15 protein-coding genes, 1 other RNA gene and 1 other annotated feature (1 of these 17 only partly in view) are annotated in these 18,901 nt (G+C 40.7%); of the genes, 2 read left to right on the forward strand and 14 right to left on the reverse strand.

Going from position 1 to position 18,901, the window contains the following annotated elements; genetic code table 11:
* Positions 1-27: 27 nt before the first annotated feature.
* The 10 genes from alaS to IMZ31_RS13335 form a co-directional block, all read right to left on the reverse strand.
* Positions 28-2,673 (reverse strand): alanine--tRNA ligase, encoded by a 2,646-nt coding sequence (gene alaS / locus IMZ31_RS13290; protein WP_207527808.1) that lies wholly within the window; start codon positions 2,671-2,673, stop codon positions 28-30.
* 379 nt (positions 2,674-3,052) lie between these two features.
* The gene (locus IMZ31_RS13295) at positions 3,053-4,123 is read right to left on the reverse strand and encodes an AI-2E family transporter (RefSeq protein ID WP_242705721.1); all 1,071 of its coding nucleotides are present in this window, start codon (positions 4,121-4,123) and stop codon (positions 3,053-3,055) included.
* A 540-nt stretch (positions 4,124-4,663) separates the two neighbouring features.
* Positions 4,664-4,819 carry a DUF3918 family protein gene (locus tag IMZ31_RS13300; protein ID WP_188651370.1) on the reverse strand — a complete coding sequence of 52 codons (156 nt, stop codon included), beginning with the start codon at positions 4,817-4,819 and terminating at the stop codon, positions 4,664-4,666.
* Positions 4,820-4,843: 24 nt separating this feature from the next.
* Entirely contained in the window at positions 4,844-5,032 is a 189-nt protein-coding gene (locus IMZ31_RS13305; RefSeq protein ID WP_036785611.1) for a hypothetical protein, read from the reverse strand.
* A 144-nt stretch (positions 5,033-5,176) separates the two neighbouring features.
* Complete coding sequence (locus IMZ31_RS13310) at positions 5,177-7,513, reverse strand: SF1B family DNA helicase RecD2 (protein ID WP_371825453.1); 2,337 nt, start codon at positions 7,511-7,513, stop codon at positions 5,177-5,179.
* Positions 7,514-7,528: 15 nt separating this feature from the next.
* Positions 7,529-8,200: a tetratricopeptide repeat protein gene (locus IMZ31_RS13315; protein ID WP_207527809.1), complete on the reverse strand. Its 672-nt coding sequence runs from the start codon at positions 8,198-8,200 to the stop codon at positions 7,529-7,531.
* A gap of 271 nt (positions 8,201-8,471) precedes the next feature.
* Positions 8,472-9,584 carry a tRNA 2-thiouridine(34) synthase MnmA gene (gene mnmA, locus IMZ31_RS13320; RefSeq protein WP_207527810.1) on the reverse strand — a complete coding sequence of 371 codons (1,113 nt, stop codon included), beginning with the start codon at positions 9,582-9,584 and terminating at the stop codon, positions 8,472-8,474.
* Positions 9,585-9,597: 13 nt separating this feature from the next.
* Positions 9,598-10,743: a cysteine desulfurase family protein gene (locus tag IMZ31_RS13325; RefSeq protein ID WP_207527811.1), complete on the reverse strand. Its 1,146-nt coding sequence runs from the start codon at positions 10,741-10,743 to the stop codon at positions 9,598-9,600.
* A gap of 21 nt (positions 10,744-10,764) precedes the next feature.
* Entirely contained in the window at positions 10,765-11,184 is a 420-nt protein-coding gene (gene cymR / locus IMZ31_RS13330) for a cysteine metabolism transcriptional regulator CymR (RefSeq protein ID WP_188651362.1), read from the reverse strand.
* On the reverse strand, positions 11,117-11,860 hold the full coding sequence (locus tag IMZ31_RS13335) for a YczE/YyaS/YitT family protein (protein WP_052115102.1): 744 nt from the start codon (positions 11,858-11,860) through the stop codon (positions 11,117-11,119). Before IMZ31_RS13335 ends, cymR begins: the two co-directional genes overlap by 68 nt.
* A gap of 430 nt (positions 11,861-12,290) precedes the next feature.
* Here IMZ31_RS13335 and IMZ31_RS13340 point away from each other — a divergent pair, with 430 nt between their 5' ends.
* Complete coding sequence (locus IMZ31_RS13340; RefSeq protein WP_207527812.1) at positions 12,291-13,568, forward strand: replication-associated recombination protein A; 1,278 nt, start codon at positions 12,291-12,293, stop codon at positions 13,566-13,568.
* 112 nt (positions 13,569-13,680) lie between these two features.
* Positions 13,681-14,400 (forward strand): RsfA family transcriptional regulator, encoded by a 720-nt coding sequence (locus IMZ31_RS13345; RefSeq protein ID WP_207527813.1) that lies wholly within the window; start codon positions 13,681-13,683, stop codon positions 14,398-14,400.
* A gap of 29 nt (positions 14,401-14,429) precedes the next feature.
* Here IMZ31_RS13345 and IMZ31_RS13350 read toward each other — a convergent pair whose 3' ends face one another.
* From IMZ31_RS13350 to hisS, 4 genes are all read right to left on the reverse strand, one after another.
* A complete protein-coding gene (locus IMZ31_RS13350; protein ID WP_207527814.1) occupies positions 14,430-15,185 on the reverse strand; it encodes a tRNA threonylcarbamoyladenosine dehydratase in 756 nt (251 codons plus the stop codon).
* 141 nt (positions 15,186-15,326) lie between these two features.
* A non-coding RNA gene (ssrS, locus tag IMZ31_RS13355) (6S RNA) lies at positions 15,327-15,518 on the reverse strand.
* Between the two features lie 81 nt (positions 15,519-15,599).
* Positions 15,600-17,393, reverse strand: coding sequence for an aspartate--tRNA ligase (gene aspS, locus IMZ31_RS13360; protein WP_207527815.1), 1,794 nt, complete (start codon positions 17,391-17,393; stop codon positions 15,600-15,602).
* Entirely contained in the window at positions 17,390-18,673 is a 1,284-nt protein-coding gene (hisS, locus tag IMZ31_RS13365) for a histidine--tRNA ligase (protein ID WP_207527816.1), read from the reverse strand. Before hisS ends, aspS begins: the two co-directional genes overlap by 4 nt.
* Before the next feature lie 103 nt (positions 18,674-18,776).
* Positions 18,777-18,901, reverse strand: a binding site (T-box leader) (it continues 105 nt past the right edge of the window).

Consider the following 18,901-nt stretch of genomic DNA (forward strand, 5'->3'; position numbering starts at 1 on the left):
AGCTAGTTTTTTACTATCTATTTCCTATTATCCTTGATTTGCAACGGTTTGAACATATGTTTTTGCATAGTTTACCGCTTCTTCTACTTGATCAGGATTTTTACCACCAGCTTGTGCCATATCTGGACGGCCGCCTCCGCCGCCGCCGCAACGAGTAGCTACTTCTTTAATCAGATTCCCTGCGTGATATCCTTGATCGATTAAATCTTTTGTTACACCTGATACTAACTGTACTTTACCATTGTTAACAGATGCAAGAAGAATAATGCCTGAAGATACTTTTTGTTTTAAGTCATCTAACATATTTCTTAGTGCATTCATATCGGAAACGTCGACTTGCTTAGCTAATAGAGAAACGCCTTCTACTTCTTCAAATTGATCCAGGATAGAAGATGCTTCATGATTAGATAATTTAGCAGAAAGAGATTCTTTCTCCCTTTGTACTTCTTTCATTTCTTGATATAATCCTTCAATACGCTCTGGAACAGTGTCTGGTTTCGTTTTTAATAGGTCAGCTGCTTTGTTTAATAGAACTTCTTTTCCGTTCATATACTCATAGGCACCTTTTCCGGTAACAGCTTCTATACGACGGGTACCAGCGCCTATGCCAGATTCCGCAATAATCTTAAACAAACCAATTTCCGCTGTATTGTATACGTGGCAACCACCACATAGTTCGACAGAGTAATCGCCAACTTTAACAACACGTACTTCATCGCCGTATTTCTCTCCAAACAGAGCCATCGCGCCCATGTCTTTCGCTTCTTGCAAGGTATGGTTATCGATTGCAACTGGTATGGACTCCCATACTTTTTCATTCACAGCTGTTTCAATCTGCTCGATCTCTTTTTCAGAAACGGATCCAAAGTGAGAGAAGTCAAAACGCAAACGATCGCCTGTTACAAGAGAACCAGCCTGATTAACATGTTCACCTAGAACATCTTTTAGAGCTTGGTGCAACAAGTGGGTAGCCGTATGGTTTTTAATAACGTGAGAACGATTTCCGCGTTCTACTGTAGCTCTCACTTGTTCGTCTTTTTGAATGGTACCTTCTTGAACAATCGCACGATGTAGATTTTGCCCGTTTGGTGCTTTTTGAACATCTTGTACTTCAAGTGTTGCAGATTCAGTTTGGATATATCCTTTATCGGCAATCTGTCCACCACTCTCTGCATAGAAAGGAGTTTTCTCTAAGAAGATATAAACCTCTTCACCGGCTTGTGCAACAGAAGCGAAATCTTTATTCTTTACAAGCTCTGTAATGGTGGTATACGTTTCAAGATTGTCATAGCCCACAAATTCACTAGCTACCGTTACTTCTCCTAATACACCTTCTTGTACAGACATGGAGTCAACTTTTTGACGAGCATTACGAGCGCGCTCTCTTTGACGTTCCATTTCTTGCTGGAAACCTTCTTCGTCAAGGGTGAATCCTGCTTCGTGCACGTATTCCTCTGTCAATTCTTTAGGGAACCCGTAGGTGTCATATAAGCGGAATACTTCTGTACCTGGGAATACATTCTTCCCTTTAGCCGTTTCCTCTTTAATAATTTCCGTCAAGATTGATAAACCATCGTTTAACGTTTCATGGAAGCGTTCTTCTTCATTTTTGACAACCGTCTCAATAAAGTCTTGCTTCTTCTTCACTTCCGGATAGAAATCTTCCATAATGTCTGCCACATGTTCAACTAACTTAAACATAAATGGTTCATGTATTCCAATTTGTTTAGCATAACGTACTGCACGACGAAGCAAACGACGAAGAACATATCCACGACCTTCATTGGAAGGAAGCGCTCCATCTCCAACAGCAAACGTTACGGTACGAACGTGGTCCGCAATAACTTTAAAGGAAACATCTTTCTCTTCGTCTTTACCGTATGTTGTATCTGCTAGCTTTTCAGTATACTCGATAACAGATTTGAATAAGTCTGTTTCAAAGTTGGTTGGTGTGTCTTGAATAACAGACACAATACGTTCTAGCCCCATCCCCGTATCAATGTTTTTCTTTGGAAGTGGTGTATAGGTGTCATCTGGATTGTGGTTAAACTGGGAGAACACCAAGTTCCAAATTTCAAGATAACGCTCATTTTCCCCACCTGGGTAAAGCTCAGGGTCCTTTGGATCGTTTCCGTATTTCTCACCACGATCATAGAAAATTTCTGTGTTCGGACCACTTGGACCTTCACCAATATCCCAGAAGTTCTCTTCAAGACGGATGATGCGCTCTTCCGGTACACCTACATCGTCTTTCCACATGTTGAATGCTTCATCATCTTCCGGGTGAACGGTTACGGATAACTTCTCTGGATCAAAGCCGATCCAATCAGGGCTCGTCAAGAATTCCCAAGCATATTCAATGGCTTCTTTCTTGAAGTAATCTCCAATTGAGAAGTTCCCTAGCATTTCAAAGAACGTATGGTGACGTGCTGTCTTGCCTACATTTTCAATGTCATTCGTACGGATCGACTTTTGCGCGTTTACAATACGAGGATTGTCAGGGATCACGCTACCGTCAAAATATTTCTTTAAAGTTGCTACCCCACTATTAATCCAAAGTAGTGTTGGGTCTTCGTATGGAACAAGAGATGCACTAGGCTCAACGCTATGTCCTTTCTCTTTAAAGAAATCAAGGTACATTTGGCGCACTTGTGCAGAGGTTAATGTTTTCATGGAAGGGGCCTCCTTATATTTTCGAATACAACAGCGTATAGATCGAGTATGTACAATTGAACACAAAAAACTCCCGTCCTGCATTATATGCAGGGACGAGAGTTATCGCGGTACCACCCTGATTATGAACTCATAAAAGAATTCATCACTTCATGTAGAGTATATTTACCTCTACCTTCACTATAACGGAGCGAAACCCGGCAGTGTTTACCTGCACTCAGGAATTAGCGTTCCATAGCCCTTCATCTAAAACTCCTTCCAGCCAAGGGAGTTTCTCTCTAGTAAGATGGTCTGCTATGTACTCGATCCTTCTACGTATTGTTTATCCGATTCTAGTCATTTGTTTATGCCAAAATTATAGAAAACAAAATGCGAAATGTCAACGTTCTTGCCGAAACATCTTTGTATGATGAATAAGGACTCGAATAATGGTGAGAACGGGAACAGCTATAATCATACCAATAATGCCACCGATCTCCCCTCCAATTAACAGAGCAAAGATAATAAGGACTGGGTGCATGTGAAGACTCTTTCCCACAATAAATGGTGACAATAAGTTACTTTCTATAAGTTGAACGATAAATACAGCAATAACGACGAAAAGCACCATTTTCGTCGACATCGTAAATGCAATCACCACGGCTGGCACCGCCCCAATAATCGGACCAAAATAAGGAATAATGTTCGTAATCCCCATGATTCCTCCGAGTATGAGAGGAAACTTCATTCCAATCAACCACAATGCCAATATTGAAATTAAGCCAACAAATAAACATACAAGAAGCTGTCCCCGAATGTAACTTCCTAAACTTTTATCAATATCACGTAAGACTTCTTTCCCCTCTTCTCGGTACCGCTTTGGGGTTAATTTATAGAGCGTTGTAGACATAATCGGATAATCTTTCAACATGTAAAAAACGAGAACAGGAATGACCGCAAGAATAATGAATACATCAAACATACCTGTTAAACGGTTTCCAATAGAAAGAATGAAATCCTCACCCAGTTGTTCTACATTTGTTAACATAACATCCATGCGGTCATGAACAGTCTCTGGCAGGAACGACGTCCTTTCATACATCTCATAGATCCATTGTCTATACGTTTCAACAAACCCAGGCAAGCTTTCACTTAAGCCTTTAATCTGCTTTAAAAATAACGGATAAGCTTTATATACCACATATCCAATTCCACCAAAGAAGAAGATATAAATCAGAGTTATAGCAAGCCAACGTGGAACATTACGATGATATAATCCCTCTACTACAGGGTGAAGCAAATAAGCAATAAACAAGGACACGATGAATGGGATAAAAAGACGAAATAAAATTTGCAAAAACGCTTCATAAAAAGGAAAGAGCTTTACAATTAAATATACGATTAATAACACTAACAACACTAATACAGACCTATAGATCCATTGAAGCGTTAAAGATCCTTTTCCCATCATTTTCACCCCACTCTCCTATTTATATTAGGTTGAATGGTTTATGAAGCTTTTATACCTATCGCTTACAGATTTTCTAATCAAGCTATTCCCCAACCTGTTCCACACAAGTTCCATTTTGTAGAAGACTTAAAGCTGAGATAGAAATTTTTTGCGATAGATGTAGAGAGGTTTCCGTCAGCTTTAATGGAGCTTAAGGAGGAGAGACGGAAACCGCCATATTTGGGAGATAGTGGGCTTAAGAGAAACTATAATAAGCGGGGCCGTTCACTTATTAACATCAGGGCAGGCTTTGAGACTGCGAGACTCCCGCGGGGTAAGGAGCCTAGGGAAGACCCCACAGAGAGCGTTAGCGAACGAGGAGGCTTCCCAGCTCCCCGCAGGAAAGCGAGTTGTCTCCAAGCCTGCCCAAGCACCTATACGGTAAAGGCCCCACACTCAATAAATTGTCTTAGCTTGCATTATTCAAGGTAACTACCCATTCTTAAATATGCATATTTAAAAATAAAAACAGGCCCCGCGTTGGCGGGGCCTGTTTTTTATTTAGCGGAAAGCTTTACTTACTCTCTTACGCATACGCTTCATAGACCGTTTTGAGAACATATCGGAGAAGTCTTTCTTGCGACCTCTTTTGGACCTAGAGTAAAGTGCGGCTGCACCCACTCCAAGTGCTGCAAGAGAAGAGAACGTTCTGTTCATTCGCTTCACCACCCGTAAATGGATTTACCATTGGGCTGTTTGCTCTTCGTCTCCAAACAAGTCATCTAGAGAGCTTAGGGAGCCATCTTCTTCAACTTGGTGTACGTGGACCTTGCCTTTAGTTGTTGAAAGCTCTATAAAGCAGGTCCAACAGTAATATTGGTTATTTCCAATTTTCCCGATATCTTTTCGCTTACAGTTTGGACAATGCATATTGGCAACTCCTTACTCTTGTAAGTTCTAGTTGCCATTATTGCCCTGAAAAAGATCAGTCATACACTTTTTCGATGAATTTACTGGCACCCAATGGTATGCTCCACAATAAATCATTCGTGGAACAGTTATAGTATGTGCGATTCACATGAAGTCATAAGGGGAAAGTTCTTCCTCATCCAGATCTTCTTCATCTTTTACTTCCGCTTCCATGTAAATTTTAATTTTATCAGGTAAATCCGTGAAACGGCGATTCGTGTCCACCGTATCAACTCCTCGCTTAAAAGCTTCCTGGTCGCCGCAAATGATAAGCGATTGTTTACTTCTTGTCACAGCAGTGTATAAAAGATTTCGCTTAAGCATACGGCTATAACCTCTCACTACAGGTAAAATAACGATTGGGAACTCGCTCCCTTGTGACTTATGGATAGAGGTACAATACGCATGCATAAGTTGATTGAGATCTTTACGTAGATATTCCACTTCTTTCCCTTCAAATGAAACAACAAGTTTTTCTTTTTGTTCTTTCGTTTCATCGGCTTTGTAAATCGCCACAATCTCACCAATGTCCCCATTATATACCCCAGACTCAGGTTGGTTCACAAGCTGGATGACTTTATCACCGGAGCGATAGATCAGATCATCTTTCATTTTAATTTCCCTGCGCTGTCTAGAATAAGGGTTAGCTAATGCTTGTATCTCCTGATTCAGCTGATGGATACCATTTTTTGTTCGATACATGGGTGCAAGGATTTGAATATCCTTTAACGTGTGACCTCTTGCCATTGCCTTTTGATAAACTTGCTGAATGACAGGTAGCACTTGCGGCTCATGACAAGTGATAAAAGAAAAGTCATGGGACTTGGATAACGACTCTTCGTCACACTTTCCTTTTTTCATGTCGTGTGCCAATCGTATAATTTGCGAGCCTTCTTTTTGACGGTACACTTCTTGAAGTTGTGTGGCCGGTATGTAATCAGTCGACAACAAGTCAGACAGCACTTGTCCTGGACCGACAGATGGCAATTGATCTTCATCCCCAACCAATAATACCTGCATATCAGAAGGGATCGCCCGGAATAGTTGGTTCGCAAGCCATATATCAACCATAGAAAATTCGTCTATAATTAAGATTTTCCCACTCAGCTGGTTGTTCTGATCTTTATCAAAAGACTCTCCACCTGTCCACCCAAGCAAACGGTGTATCGTTACAGCTGGTAAGCCTGTTGACTCATTCATACGTTTAGCAGCTCTTCCCGTCGGGGCAGTCAGAAGGAATGGGAAAGGTTCATCTTTGCCATAATCAGCAGGCTTTAAAGACTTCCGCTTCAATTTAGCATAAGCATTTACAATTCCTTTAATGACAGTGGTCTTCCCTGTTCCTGGTCCACCTGTTAGGATCATCATTTTAGAATGAAGGGCTTTTTCAATAGCATCGTACTGCTCTTTCCCGTAACTAATGCTTTCCTCATCTTCAATTTCTCCAACCACTTTCATTAACTCTGCCTGTGTAAATTCTTCTTCAAGTTCAGAGAGCATGACTCTGTGAAGCTGCTTAGCAAACCCGGCTTCCGCAAAGAAAAGCGATGGTAAATAAACCTTCTCTTGCTCCACCAGCACCTTCTCATCTTCGACAAGCTGCGCTATTTCTCGGGAAATAATCTCATTTGTAATAACACCAGATGATCCTTGTAGAATGCTTAATACTTCATCTTGCAAAGCTCCAAAGGTCATATAGACATGTCCATGACTGCTCCCTTGATTTAAAGCATACATACAAGCTGCTTGAATTCTTGTAGGATGATCAAATGCAATATTGTTGTGAGAAGCGACCTCGTCGGCCCGTTTAAAACCAAACCCCTGAATATCAAATACAAATTGATAAGGATCTTCTTGTAAGATTTCAAGCGCTTGGTCTTGGTACGTTTCATATATTTTCTGAGCCATTTGTAAGCCAAAGCCATATTCGGATAATCCAATGACGATATGTTCAAAACCCTGATGCTGCTTCAAGTCAGCAACCAGCCTGTCAGCTTTATCTTGTTTCAGCCCAGGTACATCCTTCAATACAGAAGGATCTTGCAGAATCCGGCTAATGGTTTGTTCTCCTAGTATAGCCACGATGTTCTCAGCGGTTCTTTTTCCTATTCCATAGAACAAATCGCTTGAGAGGTACCCCACTATGCCCTCTTTAGAAGTTGGAACTTCCTTTTGATAATGATCAACTTGATACTGCTCGCCAAATTTCGGATGATTGGTCACACGCCCATAAAACGTGTAGTGCTCTCCTTCGTCTAATGGTGAAAAGTGTCCTTTTAATACAATTTCATTTTCATCAAAGGATTCATTTGTCTCGATGATTTTAACCAGTGCAATGGAAAAGTGTTCTTCATCATTATGGTAAATCATCCGCAGTGGTTCCCCTTTGATGAAGCCTTTCTCCGGTTCGAAATTCTCTTCTAATTGCTTCTCCATTGCCATAGGGTTCTACTCCTTTTATTCTCCCTGATTTTGCTCTAGTAGCTCTTCCACTTTAGCTTTAGCATTGGCTGCCAGCATATGGTCCGGCTGAATATCAATAGCCAATCCAAAATGTTTCAAAGCTAGTTCTGGGTCTTCTTTATATAGATAGGATACACCTAAGTTGTAATGAGCATCACTGTGTTCATCGTTTAGAGTTAGAACTTTCGTAAACGTTTGAATCGCTTCATCAATCATGCCTACTTGTGCAAGGCAAAGGCCATATTGAAAATGCACTTCAGCATCGTCAGGTGAGAGCTCTGTAGCACGTTGTAAATAAGCAAGAGCGAACTTAAATTGCTCCTGATACAATAAACTTAGTCCCAGCATATAATAGGCATCGCTCTCTTCCAAGCCTTTTTGAATAGCTTTTTGAAACGGCTCTACTGCTTCATCATATTTTTCCTGTTCATAATAGACATTACCTAGTCCATAATGAGCCGTTGCAACGTCCTCATTTAACTCAATCGCTTTTTTGAAGAATCGCTCAGCTCGTTCTCGATCATTCATGTGTAACAAAAGATTCCCGAAGTTCACATAACCTAATGGTTCAGTTGGGTTCTCCTCAATAGCTTGTGTAAATGCTTGTGCCGCTTCTTCATATTTTTGCTCCTGCATATATTGAATACCTTGTGTTAAGTAATCCATTGATAATTCCTCCTACATTAAAATCCTAATTATGATTACCGTCTAGTTGTAATCCGTTGTTTATAATACGCATTGGGGAAAGAACTTTTTCTCTCTCAATATTGTATCAGAAAATTTATTTCCAGACGTGATCGCACAAGAAAGAGCCTATGCTTTTCACCCCAAACAAAGCACCTTAAAAAAAGAGGTGCCCCAGGACGGTCCCCCTTTACATGACCAGTCCTAAAAGTCATTTACCAGGGGAGTACTCGCTTTGGGACATCCTCTTATATTATCCTACATATGTTAAATATTCGCCATTTTTCACAATTTGATCAATTGTTCCTCCGCCAAGACAAACGTCGCCGTCGTAAAATACAACTGCCTGACCTGGAGTCACTGCACGTTCTGGCTCGTCAAAGACAACTTTAACTTGACCATCTTCAAGTGGTGTAACGGTAACTCCACTATCTTTTTGGCGGTAACGGAATTTCGCAGTACACGTGAACGTTTCAGTTGGTACGACACCGGTAGCCCAGTTTAATTCAGATGCTTCAAGACCATCTGAGTATAAAAGATCGTTGTGGTAACCTTCTCCGACGTAAAGAATATTCTCTTTTACATCTTTACCAATTACAAACCAAGGACCACCTGGCCCCCCAATTCCCAGACCTTGACGTTGGCCCAATGTATAATACATTAACCCATCGTGCTTGCCTTTTACTTCTCCGTCCATTGTCTCCATATTCCCAGGTTGAGCAGGAAGATATTGACTAAGGAATTCTTTGAAATTGCGTTCGCCGATAAAGCAAATGCCTGTTGAATCCTTCTTAGAGGCTGTTGCTAGATCATGTTCTTTGGCAATTTCACGAACTCGTGATTTCTCAATATGCCCAAGTGGGAACATGACTTTAGAAAGGACATCTTGAGAGAGTTGGTTTAAGAAATACGTTTGATCCTTATTATCATCAACACCACGTAGCATTTCATAACGCTCTCCATTATGCTGAACTTGTGCATAGTGTCCTGTAGCTAAATAATCGGCACCAAGAGACATAGCGTGGTCCATAAAGGCTTTGAACTTTATCTCCTTGTTACACATTACATCTGGGTTTGGAGTACGCCCTTTTTTATATTCATCTAGGAAATAAGTGAAAACTTTATCCCAGTATTGTTTCTCGAAGTTTACTGCATAGTATGGAATATCTAATTGATTACAAACACGAATAACATCATCGTAATCTTCTGTAGCCGTACAGACACCATTTTCATCTGTATCATCCCAGTTTTTCATAAAGATCCCTACTACATCATATCCTTGTTCTTTCAATAGAAGTGCAGCAACAGATGAGTCAACACCACCTGACATGCCGACGACTACCCTTGTATCTTTCGGATCTTTCATTGTTGTCACCACCCTAGGTTGTCTTTGTTACTCGCTTCACGATAGAAGCAACTTTTTCTGCCCCTTCACGAACATTATCCTCTGTGTTCTGAAGGCCAAAGCTAAATCGAATCGAGTTTCGTGTACGCTCATTTCCTTCGCCAAACATTGCACTTAATACATGAGAAGGCTCAATGGAACCTGCGGTACAAGCAGAACCACTTGATGCGGCAATACCCGAGAGATCAAAGTTAGTAAGAAGTGTCTCTACGTTCGCACCAGGGAAACTGATATTTACAATCGTCGGAAGATTGATACGATCTCCGTTCACTTCAAAAGAAACGTCTTGTTCTTTCAGTGTATCCATAAAAATCTTCTTATACAGCTTGTACTGTGTAAGACGAGCTCTTTGCTCTTCTTCAACAAGCTCAACAGCTTTAGCAAGTCCCGCTACTGCTGCTGTATTCTCAGTACCAGGGCGACGCTTTCTTTCTTGCTCGCCTCCATGTTGTCTTGCTTCAAGGAGGATCCCTTCTTTAGCATATAAGCACCCAACGCCTTTTGGACCGTTAATCTTATGACCTGAAAATGTGAGCATGTCCACATTTAAAGTGCTTACGTCAATAGGCATTGTTCCAAACGCCTGAACAGCATCTGTATGGAATAAAGCTTGATGATCTTCAAGCAGAGCTCCCATTTCAGCAACAGGCTGGATTACACCTGTTTCATTATTAACATACATAACAGAAACAAGCACTGTATCTTCTCTCAGTTCACGTTTGAAGTCATCCATTGAAATTCGGCCTGACTCATTAACCGGTAAATACGTTACATCAAAACCTTCAGATTCGAGATATTCAGCTGCATGTAATATAGCATGATGTTCAATTGATGTTGTAATAATATGCTTACCATTACTCTGGTTCGCCTTTGCTCCTCCTATTAGAGCAAGGTTATCCGATTCAGTACCACCACTTGTGAAGATAATATCTTTTTCATTCGCATTTAAGAAGGACGACACCGTGCGGCGAGCGTCATCTAATATCTTACGAGCTTTTCGCCCATAGGCATGAACACTTGATGGATTTCCAAATGTTTCTTCCATCACAGGAACCATTGCCTCAATGACTTCCTTTCTCATAGGAGTTGTTGCCGCATGATCGAAGTAAATTGAATTCATATTAGAGATCCTCTCATTTCTTTAAATATAGAACATGTACGCTTCTTGTTCATCAGAATCGTCATGTTGCGCAAGGTCGTGCAACGTTGTCGTATCTAGTACATCTTTCACAGCATCACGGATCCGCATCCAAAGCGCTTGTTTTGCAGGTTCTTCGTCTTCAATACCCTCAACTGGACTGATTGGTCCTTCTAGTACCCGAATGACGTCACCAGAAGTTATTTGATCTGGGTTCCTGGTTAACATATAGCCGCCATATGCGCCACGAACGCTTCGAACTAAGCCCGCATTTCGAAGCGGAGCAATAAGTTGCTCTAAATAGTGTTCAGATAAATTGTTTTCTCGAGCAATGGATTTTAAAGATATCGGACCATCACCGTATTTCTTGGCTAGTGCGATCATGATGGTCAGACCGTAACGTCCCTTGGTAGAGATTTTCATGAGCTTCACCTCTTCTTATCATATAGTCTAATAATTTCTTAGTTTGGGGCAAAGAATACCCAACAATCGTTCCAAGACCCAGGGCAATGACGACTGTGCCGACACCAACTGGTCCTCCTAAAAGCCAACCTAAAAGGAATACCGTCACTTCAATACCATTTCGTACCCATTGAACTTTCCAGCCCGTTAAATCACGAATGACTAACATTAAACCATCACGTGGACCAGCCCCTAGTCCTGGAGCGACGTAAATCCCAATTCCATATGCTAATACCGTAATCCCCAATAAAAATACAGCCATGTTGCTCCATAAAGTTTCCGGGGATGGTAGCACGTAGTTAAAAATATCAATGAAGACACCAATAAGAAGCATATTTAATATTGTACCAATTTGGGGCCATGATTTTGTGACAATCGATGTAAAACCGACAACCACTAAACCAGCAATAATTGACCACGACCCAACGGTTAATCCGAATTGTTCATTAAGACCAACATGGAAGACATCCCAAGGCCCAATTCCAAAACGATCTGCTTTAATCGTTAGAGATATCCCTAACGCTAGAATAATAAGCCCTACAACAAAAAAAGACCAACGTATGAAAGTTGCACGTTGAGTAAATGTTTGCTTCTTCACCGGATCTTTTGAATGAACACGTTTATTCTCTGTTGTCATATTCATGATCCTTTCTATATAGAGAGCGTAATCACTCCTATTTTAACACCAATAGATATTATAGCACGAATGGCAACCTTCTTGCATTTTAGCGCCTACATCTTTACCCTTTAAGAATATACTAATGATTTCTTAAGTTGCATATTTGTTTACACAGCATGTATTTAGGTTATCTCCATTTATTGAGAGAATTTTTAAGGTGAACTATCTTAGTTAAACTGACATCTTGTTTACTTCATATAGAGTGTAAGGTGGTTGTAGCTTTTATTTATAATAGTACAAAAGATACCTATAATAGGTTTAACAGCTCGAACTAAAGAAAGCGAACCTATTATAGCTACCCCGAACACTCTGCTGTAACAACCTTTAATTGAAGTATATAAATAAGGATATATGATTAAATTTAGAACGTAAAGGAGTGTGTCCCCCCTTGAGCCAACAACCATTAGCATTTCGAATGAGACCGAAACATATTGACGATATTATTGGACAGAAGCATCTTGTAGGGGAAGGGAAGATGATTCGTAGAATGGTAGATGCCAAGCGTTTGGCCTCTATGATTCTTTTTGGGCCTCCAGGTACAGGCAAGACATCAATGGCCATGGCTCTTGCAAAAAGCTTAAACTTACGCTTTAAAACCTTAAATGCTGTCGTAGATAAGAAGAAGGACATGGAAATCGCTGTAGAAGAAGCGAAGATGTCAGGTCAACTTGTCCTGATTCTAGATGAGGTGCACCGACTTGATAAAGGAAAACAAGATTTCTTGCTTCCACATGTGGAAAGCAATTTAATTACACTTATCGGATGTACAACGAGTAATCCATATCATTCCATTAATCCAGCGATTCGAAGTCGATGTCATTTGTTTGAAGTTGAACGCTTAGATATTGAAGATGTGAAAGGTGCCATTAACCGCGCCATTGCTGATGAAGACGAAGGCTTAGGCCACTTAAATATAGAGGTATCAAATGAGGCTATGGATCACTTTGCTCATTCTGCAAATGGTGACTTGCGGTCTGCATTGAACGGTCTAGAACTGGCAGCTTTTTCAACCCCTGAGACGGAAAATGGACAAATAGAAATTGACCTCGATACAGCTGAACAATGCATGCAAAAGAAGAGTTTCTCTCATGATAAAGACGGAGACGCTCACTATGATGTGCTCTCAGCTTTCCAAAAATCTATACGTGGCAGTGATGTTAATGCAAGCCTACATTACTTAGGCAGACTTATTGAAGCAGGAGACCTTGATAGCATTGCGCGTAGAATGGTTGTGACCGCCTATGAAGACATCGGATTAGCTAATCCGCAAGCAGGACCAAGAGCAATGGCAGCGGTTGAAGCAGCTGAGAGACTCGGATTCCCTGAGGCTCGCATACCATTAGCTAATGCCATTGTAGAACTTTGCTTATCACCTAAATCTAACTCCGCATACAAAGCGCTAGATTCTGCCTTATCAGATATACGTAAAGGAAAAAGTGGTGAAGTGCCAGCCCACCTTAAGGACGCTCATTATAAGGGTGCAGAAAAATTAGGGAGAGGAATTGAGTATCAATATCCACACAACTATGAGAATAGTTGGGTAGATCAACAGTACCTCCCTGACTCTATTAAAAACGCCCTCTACTATTCACCTAAGAAGACGGGTAAGTTTGAAAAAGGGCTTGCTCAAGTGTATGAAACGATTCAAAAACAAAAGAAAAAGTAAATATTTGTATGATGCCAGGTATATTTTCTTTCATCTCTCCCCATAATAGGAACAACATTAAGAAACTAGTTCTAGTAATTTCATTGGTTTATTAGAAAAGGAGAGAATGATTATGGTAAAAGTAAGACAAGATGCCTGGTCTCATGAAGACGATTTACTGTTAGCAGAAACCGTTCTGCGTCATATCCGTGAAGGTAGTACCCAGCTAAAAGCTTTCGATGAAGTGGGTGACCATTTAAATCGTACATCCGCAGCTTGTGGGTTTCGCTGGAATGCTGAGATCCGCAAAAAGTATGATCAAGCCATAGATTTAGCTAAGCGTCAGCGTAAAGAAAAGAAACGTGCTCTTGCTAAACAACAAAAGGTTGCTACAACCACTGCCCCAACATTTACAAGAGAAGAACATCAACTTCCGGCACCTGCTTCTTCTCTAGTTGTGGAAGAAGAAGAGTTCGAGACTGTAGCTATGGAAGCTCCTGAATATGCAGACACCGCTGTATATCAGGAAGAAGTACCGGTTGTTTCTTTTGATCACATTATTCGTTCATTAAAAGAACTAAAACGCCAAACACAAAGCGCGAACCAATCGCAATCACACATCAAGCAAATTGAAGAAGAGAACCAGCAGCTACAAAACGAAAACAATCAGTTACAAAATAAACTCCGTAAAATGGAGAAACAATACGTTATGATTCAAGAAGACTATCAAGTATTAATGCAAGTCATGGATCGCGCTCGGAAAATGATTGCATTTGATGAAGACGAACAGTTCTCATCAAAGCCCGCTTTTCGTATGGAGAAGAACGGTAATCTTGAACAAGTAGCTCGTTAAGAGAAAAAACCCGGCTGATGCCGGGTTTTTTAGTAGCGTTCAATATTAATGGGTTTTAAGATCTCTTGTACAACATGACTTGCCATAATCAATCCCGCTACTGAAGGAACAAACGCATTTGAAGACGGAGGCTGCTCCGCTTTTCGAGTGTTTGGGTTGTCTGGAGTAATTTCTTGACGAACATCTTCCCGTATTTTTATAGGCTGTTCCTTAGAGAAAACGACTGGAATCCCTTTTTTATAGCCTTCTTTTCGTAATTTCGTTCGAATGACACGTGCAATTGGGTCATAACTTGTGTCAAAAATATTTGCAATTTCAAATTTTGTGGGATCCATCTTATTGGCAGCACCCATAGATGAAATAATCTGAATATCACGGTCGATACATTGTTTAATCAAATGAATTTTGTATGAGATCGTATCACTTGCGTCGACTACAAAATCTAAGTCGTGGTCAAATAAGCGCTCATACGTTTCATCCGTATAAAACATATGTAAACGAACCACTTCACAATCAGGATTAATATCCTTGACACGGTCAGCCATTAAATCCACCTTAGATTGACCAATAGTAGACATTAAAGAATGAATTTGTCGATTTATATTCGTTATATCTACATCATCTTTATCAATGAGTATTAATTTGCCTACTCCACTTCTTGCTAAAGCCTCAACACTGAAAGAGCCAACTCCTCCTATCCCAAGAACGGCAACAGTGGCGCCCTTCATTAAGTCTATCCCTTCTTGACCAATGGCTAGCTGATTTCTTGAAAATTGATGAAGCACTTGTCTCACTCCTCTTTACCATTTTCTATGATCTAGTATTCCTTTTCCTATAGATCCATAAACAAAATCAAAAGAAAGGAAGGCATAAAAATAACCTTAAGGCTATCCTTAAGGATGTATAGTAACTTATGTAAAAAGAAAGCCAATCCCAATCGTGCCGTCACAGTCCAATGTTTTGAACCCCGCTCTTGGCAAGTGGGTGCTTTGTTCTGTAATTTATGCGTCCTCTAAGTAAGTGAAACAAGGCTTGCATGCCTTACAGAAACTTCAAGCTCCCGTAGTTCAAAATGTTCGGTCAAAACGATTGTTGGATGACGTACACATCAGGATCGGCTCGTTTAGTTTGTAATCAAATCATAGCATAACTAATGAATCTTGGCAACAAGAAGCGACGTTACAGTATGATTACAATTCTTACTGTTTGTCTGATTGTTCTTGCTTTGCTTTCTCATTAAGCTCAAGATGTAACTCTGTTAATTGCTCTTGGCTCACAGGTCCTGGAGCTTGAGTCATTAAGTCTGAAGCAGAAGCTGTTTTCGGGAACAAAATCGTATCTCTTAAGTTAGATCGGTCCGCTAAAATCATAACAAGACGGTCTAATCCTAGGGCGATTCCACCATGTGGAGGGGCACCAAATTCTAGAGCTTCTAATAAGAAACCAAATTGACTTTGAGCTTCCTCTTCTGAGAACCCTAACACTTTAAGCATTTGGTCCTGAACTTCCTTTTCATAAATACGAAGACTTCCTCCACCTAATTCATACCCATTTAACACCAAGTCATAAGCTTGAGCGCGCACTTCTTGTGGTTCGGTTTCAAGTTTCTCAATATCTTCACGCTCAGGCATTGTAAACGGATGGTGCGCTGCGAAATATCGGCCTAGTTCTTCGTCATATTCAAATAATGGCCAGTCTGTTACCCATAGGAAGTTAAACTGCGTTTGATCAATCAGATCAAGTTCTCTCCCTAGCTTTTGACGAAGAGCCCCAAGGCTATCATGCACAACAGAAGTTTTATCTGCTACAAACAGAAGTAGATCTCCATCTTCAGCCGCAAGAGCTGCACGAAGATTAGTAGCTTCTTCTTCGCTAAAGAATTTAGCGATAGGTCCTTTTAACTCACCTTCTTCTACCTTCAGCCAAGCCAGTCCTTTCGCATCATAGATCTTAACAAATTCTGTTAGTTTATCAATATCTTTACGGGAGAAGTCATTTGCTTTCCCTTTCACATTAATCCCGCTGACAGTCCCGCCTGTTTCAACAGCAGATTTAAATACTTTAAAACCTGAGTCCTTGACAATTTGAGAAAGGTTGACTAACTCCAGACCAAAACGCGTATCCGGCTTGTCGGATCCATAACGGTCCATAGCTTCATCATAACTCATGTGCTTGAATGGCGTTTGAATGTCTACACCTTTTGTTTCTTTAAGCACTCTCTTCATCATACGCTCAGTCATGCTTTGGATTTCTTCTTGGGACATAAAGGATGTCTCAATATCCACTTGTGTAAATTCTGGCTGGCGATCCGCACGTAAGTCTTCATCACGGAAGCAACGTGCAATCTGATAATACTTTTCAAAACCTGACATCATAATGAGCTGCTTAAACAACTGCGGTGATTGAGGCAATGCATAAAACTCCCCTTCATGCACACGACTTGGAACTAAATAGTCGCGAGCACCTTCAGGAGTACTCTTCGTTAACATTGGCGTTTCCATCTCTAAGAACTCTTCGCTATTTAAGAAATCACGAATGGCTTGTGTTGTTTTATGGCGAAGCTTAAACGTTTCTTGTAACGGGTTACGACGTAAATCCATATAACGATACTTAAGACGAAGATCTTCCGACACATCTGTTTCATCATGTAATTGAAATGGTGGGGTTTTGGACTTATTTAAGATGGTAATATCAGTTGCTAACACTTCCACTTTACCTGTAGCTAACTGAGGGTTAATCGTTGCTTCATCTCGAGCAACAACCTTACCTGAAATTTCAACAACATACTCCGTACGAACTTTATCGGCTGTCTCAATTGCATCTGTAGAATCTTCAGGATTAAATACAACTTGTACTAATCCAGAACGGTCACGAAGGTCAATAAAGATTAGCCCACCAAGGTCTCGTCGTTTCTGAACCCATCCTTTTAATAGGACCGTTTCCCCAATATGATTCTCTCTAATTTCACCACTTAATTGACGATGCTCGCTCATGATTGCTCCCCCTTAAATTCATTCTTCATATATTCCACAACATCCGCCAGCGCGATTGTTTCTTGGTCTCCGGTTGCCATACGCTTTACATTAATTTGTTCGTTAGCAAGCTCATTCTCACCAAGAACCAATACATATTTAGCCTGAAGACGATCTGCTGATTTAAATTGAGCTTTAACTTTTTTACCAGCATAATCTTTATCTACCTGAATCCCTGCTTTACGAAGCTGATAAACAACCCCTGCAGCCTCTTTCTCTGCTTCTTCTCCAAGAGCTACAATGTAACAATCCAGCTTCTCCTCTAAAGGAAGGGTCACACCTTCTGCTTCTAAAGCCATTAATAGGCGTTCAATACTCATAGCAAAGCCAATACCAGACGTTTCAGGTCCGCCTATTTCTTCTACTAAGCCGTTGTAGCGACCGCCACCAGACAGCGTTGTAATAGCTCCAAAGCCTTCAGATTCACTCATAATTTCAAACGCAGTATGGTTGTAGTAATCAAGACCACGAACGAGATTCGGATCAATGGTATAAGGAATCCCCATTTTATCAAGATAACTCTTTACGTTTTCGAAATACGTGCGAGAGTAATCATTTAAGTACTCAAGGATAGAAGGCGCTGTGGACATTGCAGGATGATCCTTGTCTTTCTTACAATCCAATACTCGCATCGGATTTTGATCTAGTCGTAACTGGCAATCTTCGCACAATTCCTCTCGATGAGGATCAAAGTGGGAAATTAGAGCTTTACGGTGTTCTTCACGGCTTTCTTGGTCTCCTAAGCTGTTTAATACGAGCTTAAGGGATTGTAAGCCAAGCTCTTGGTAACTATTCATCGCAAGAGCAATTACTTCAGCATCAATAGCTGGATCATCACTGCCTAAGGCTTCTATTCCAAATTGAACAAATTGTCGCATTCGTCCTTGTTGAGGTCGTTCATAACGGAACATTGGTCCAAAGTAATAATATTTAGTTGGTTGGTTAGGTAAACCATACACCTTATTCTGAACGAAAGAACGTACGACTGAAGCCGTCCCTTCAGGACGAAGGGTAAGACTACGACCTCCGCGGTCCTCAAATGTGTACATTTCTTTTTGAACGATGTCTGTGGAGTCACCTACTCCACGTTGGAACAACTCTGTATGCTCAAAAATTGGAGTACGAACTTCTTTATAATTATAGCGACGACATACGTCTGATAATACAGATTCTACAAACTGCCACTTCTCAACTTCTCCAGGTAATATATCCTGGGTACCACGAGGTCCTTTTAGACTCATGTACACTCCTCCTAAATGATATAAATCTTATTGTTTATAATTGTGACACGATTCTATAGGCATATAAAAACTCCCGCCCCATATTCGATACACAAAGATATCGAATAGGGACGGGAGATATTACCCGCGTTGCCACCCTAGTTGAAGTATTTACAATACTTCCGCTTTAACAGTTAACGCCTGTCACGTCCGACACCTACTAACCATTTGCTTTCGATGCGGAACCTA

This window comes from Pontibacillus sp. ALD_SL1 (assembly GCF_017355605.1).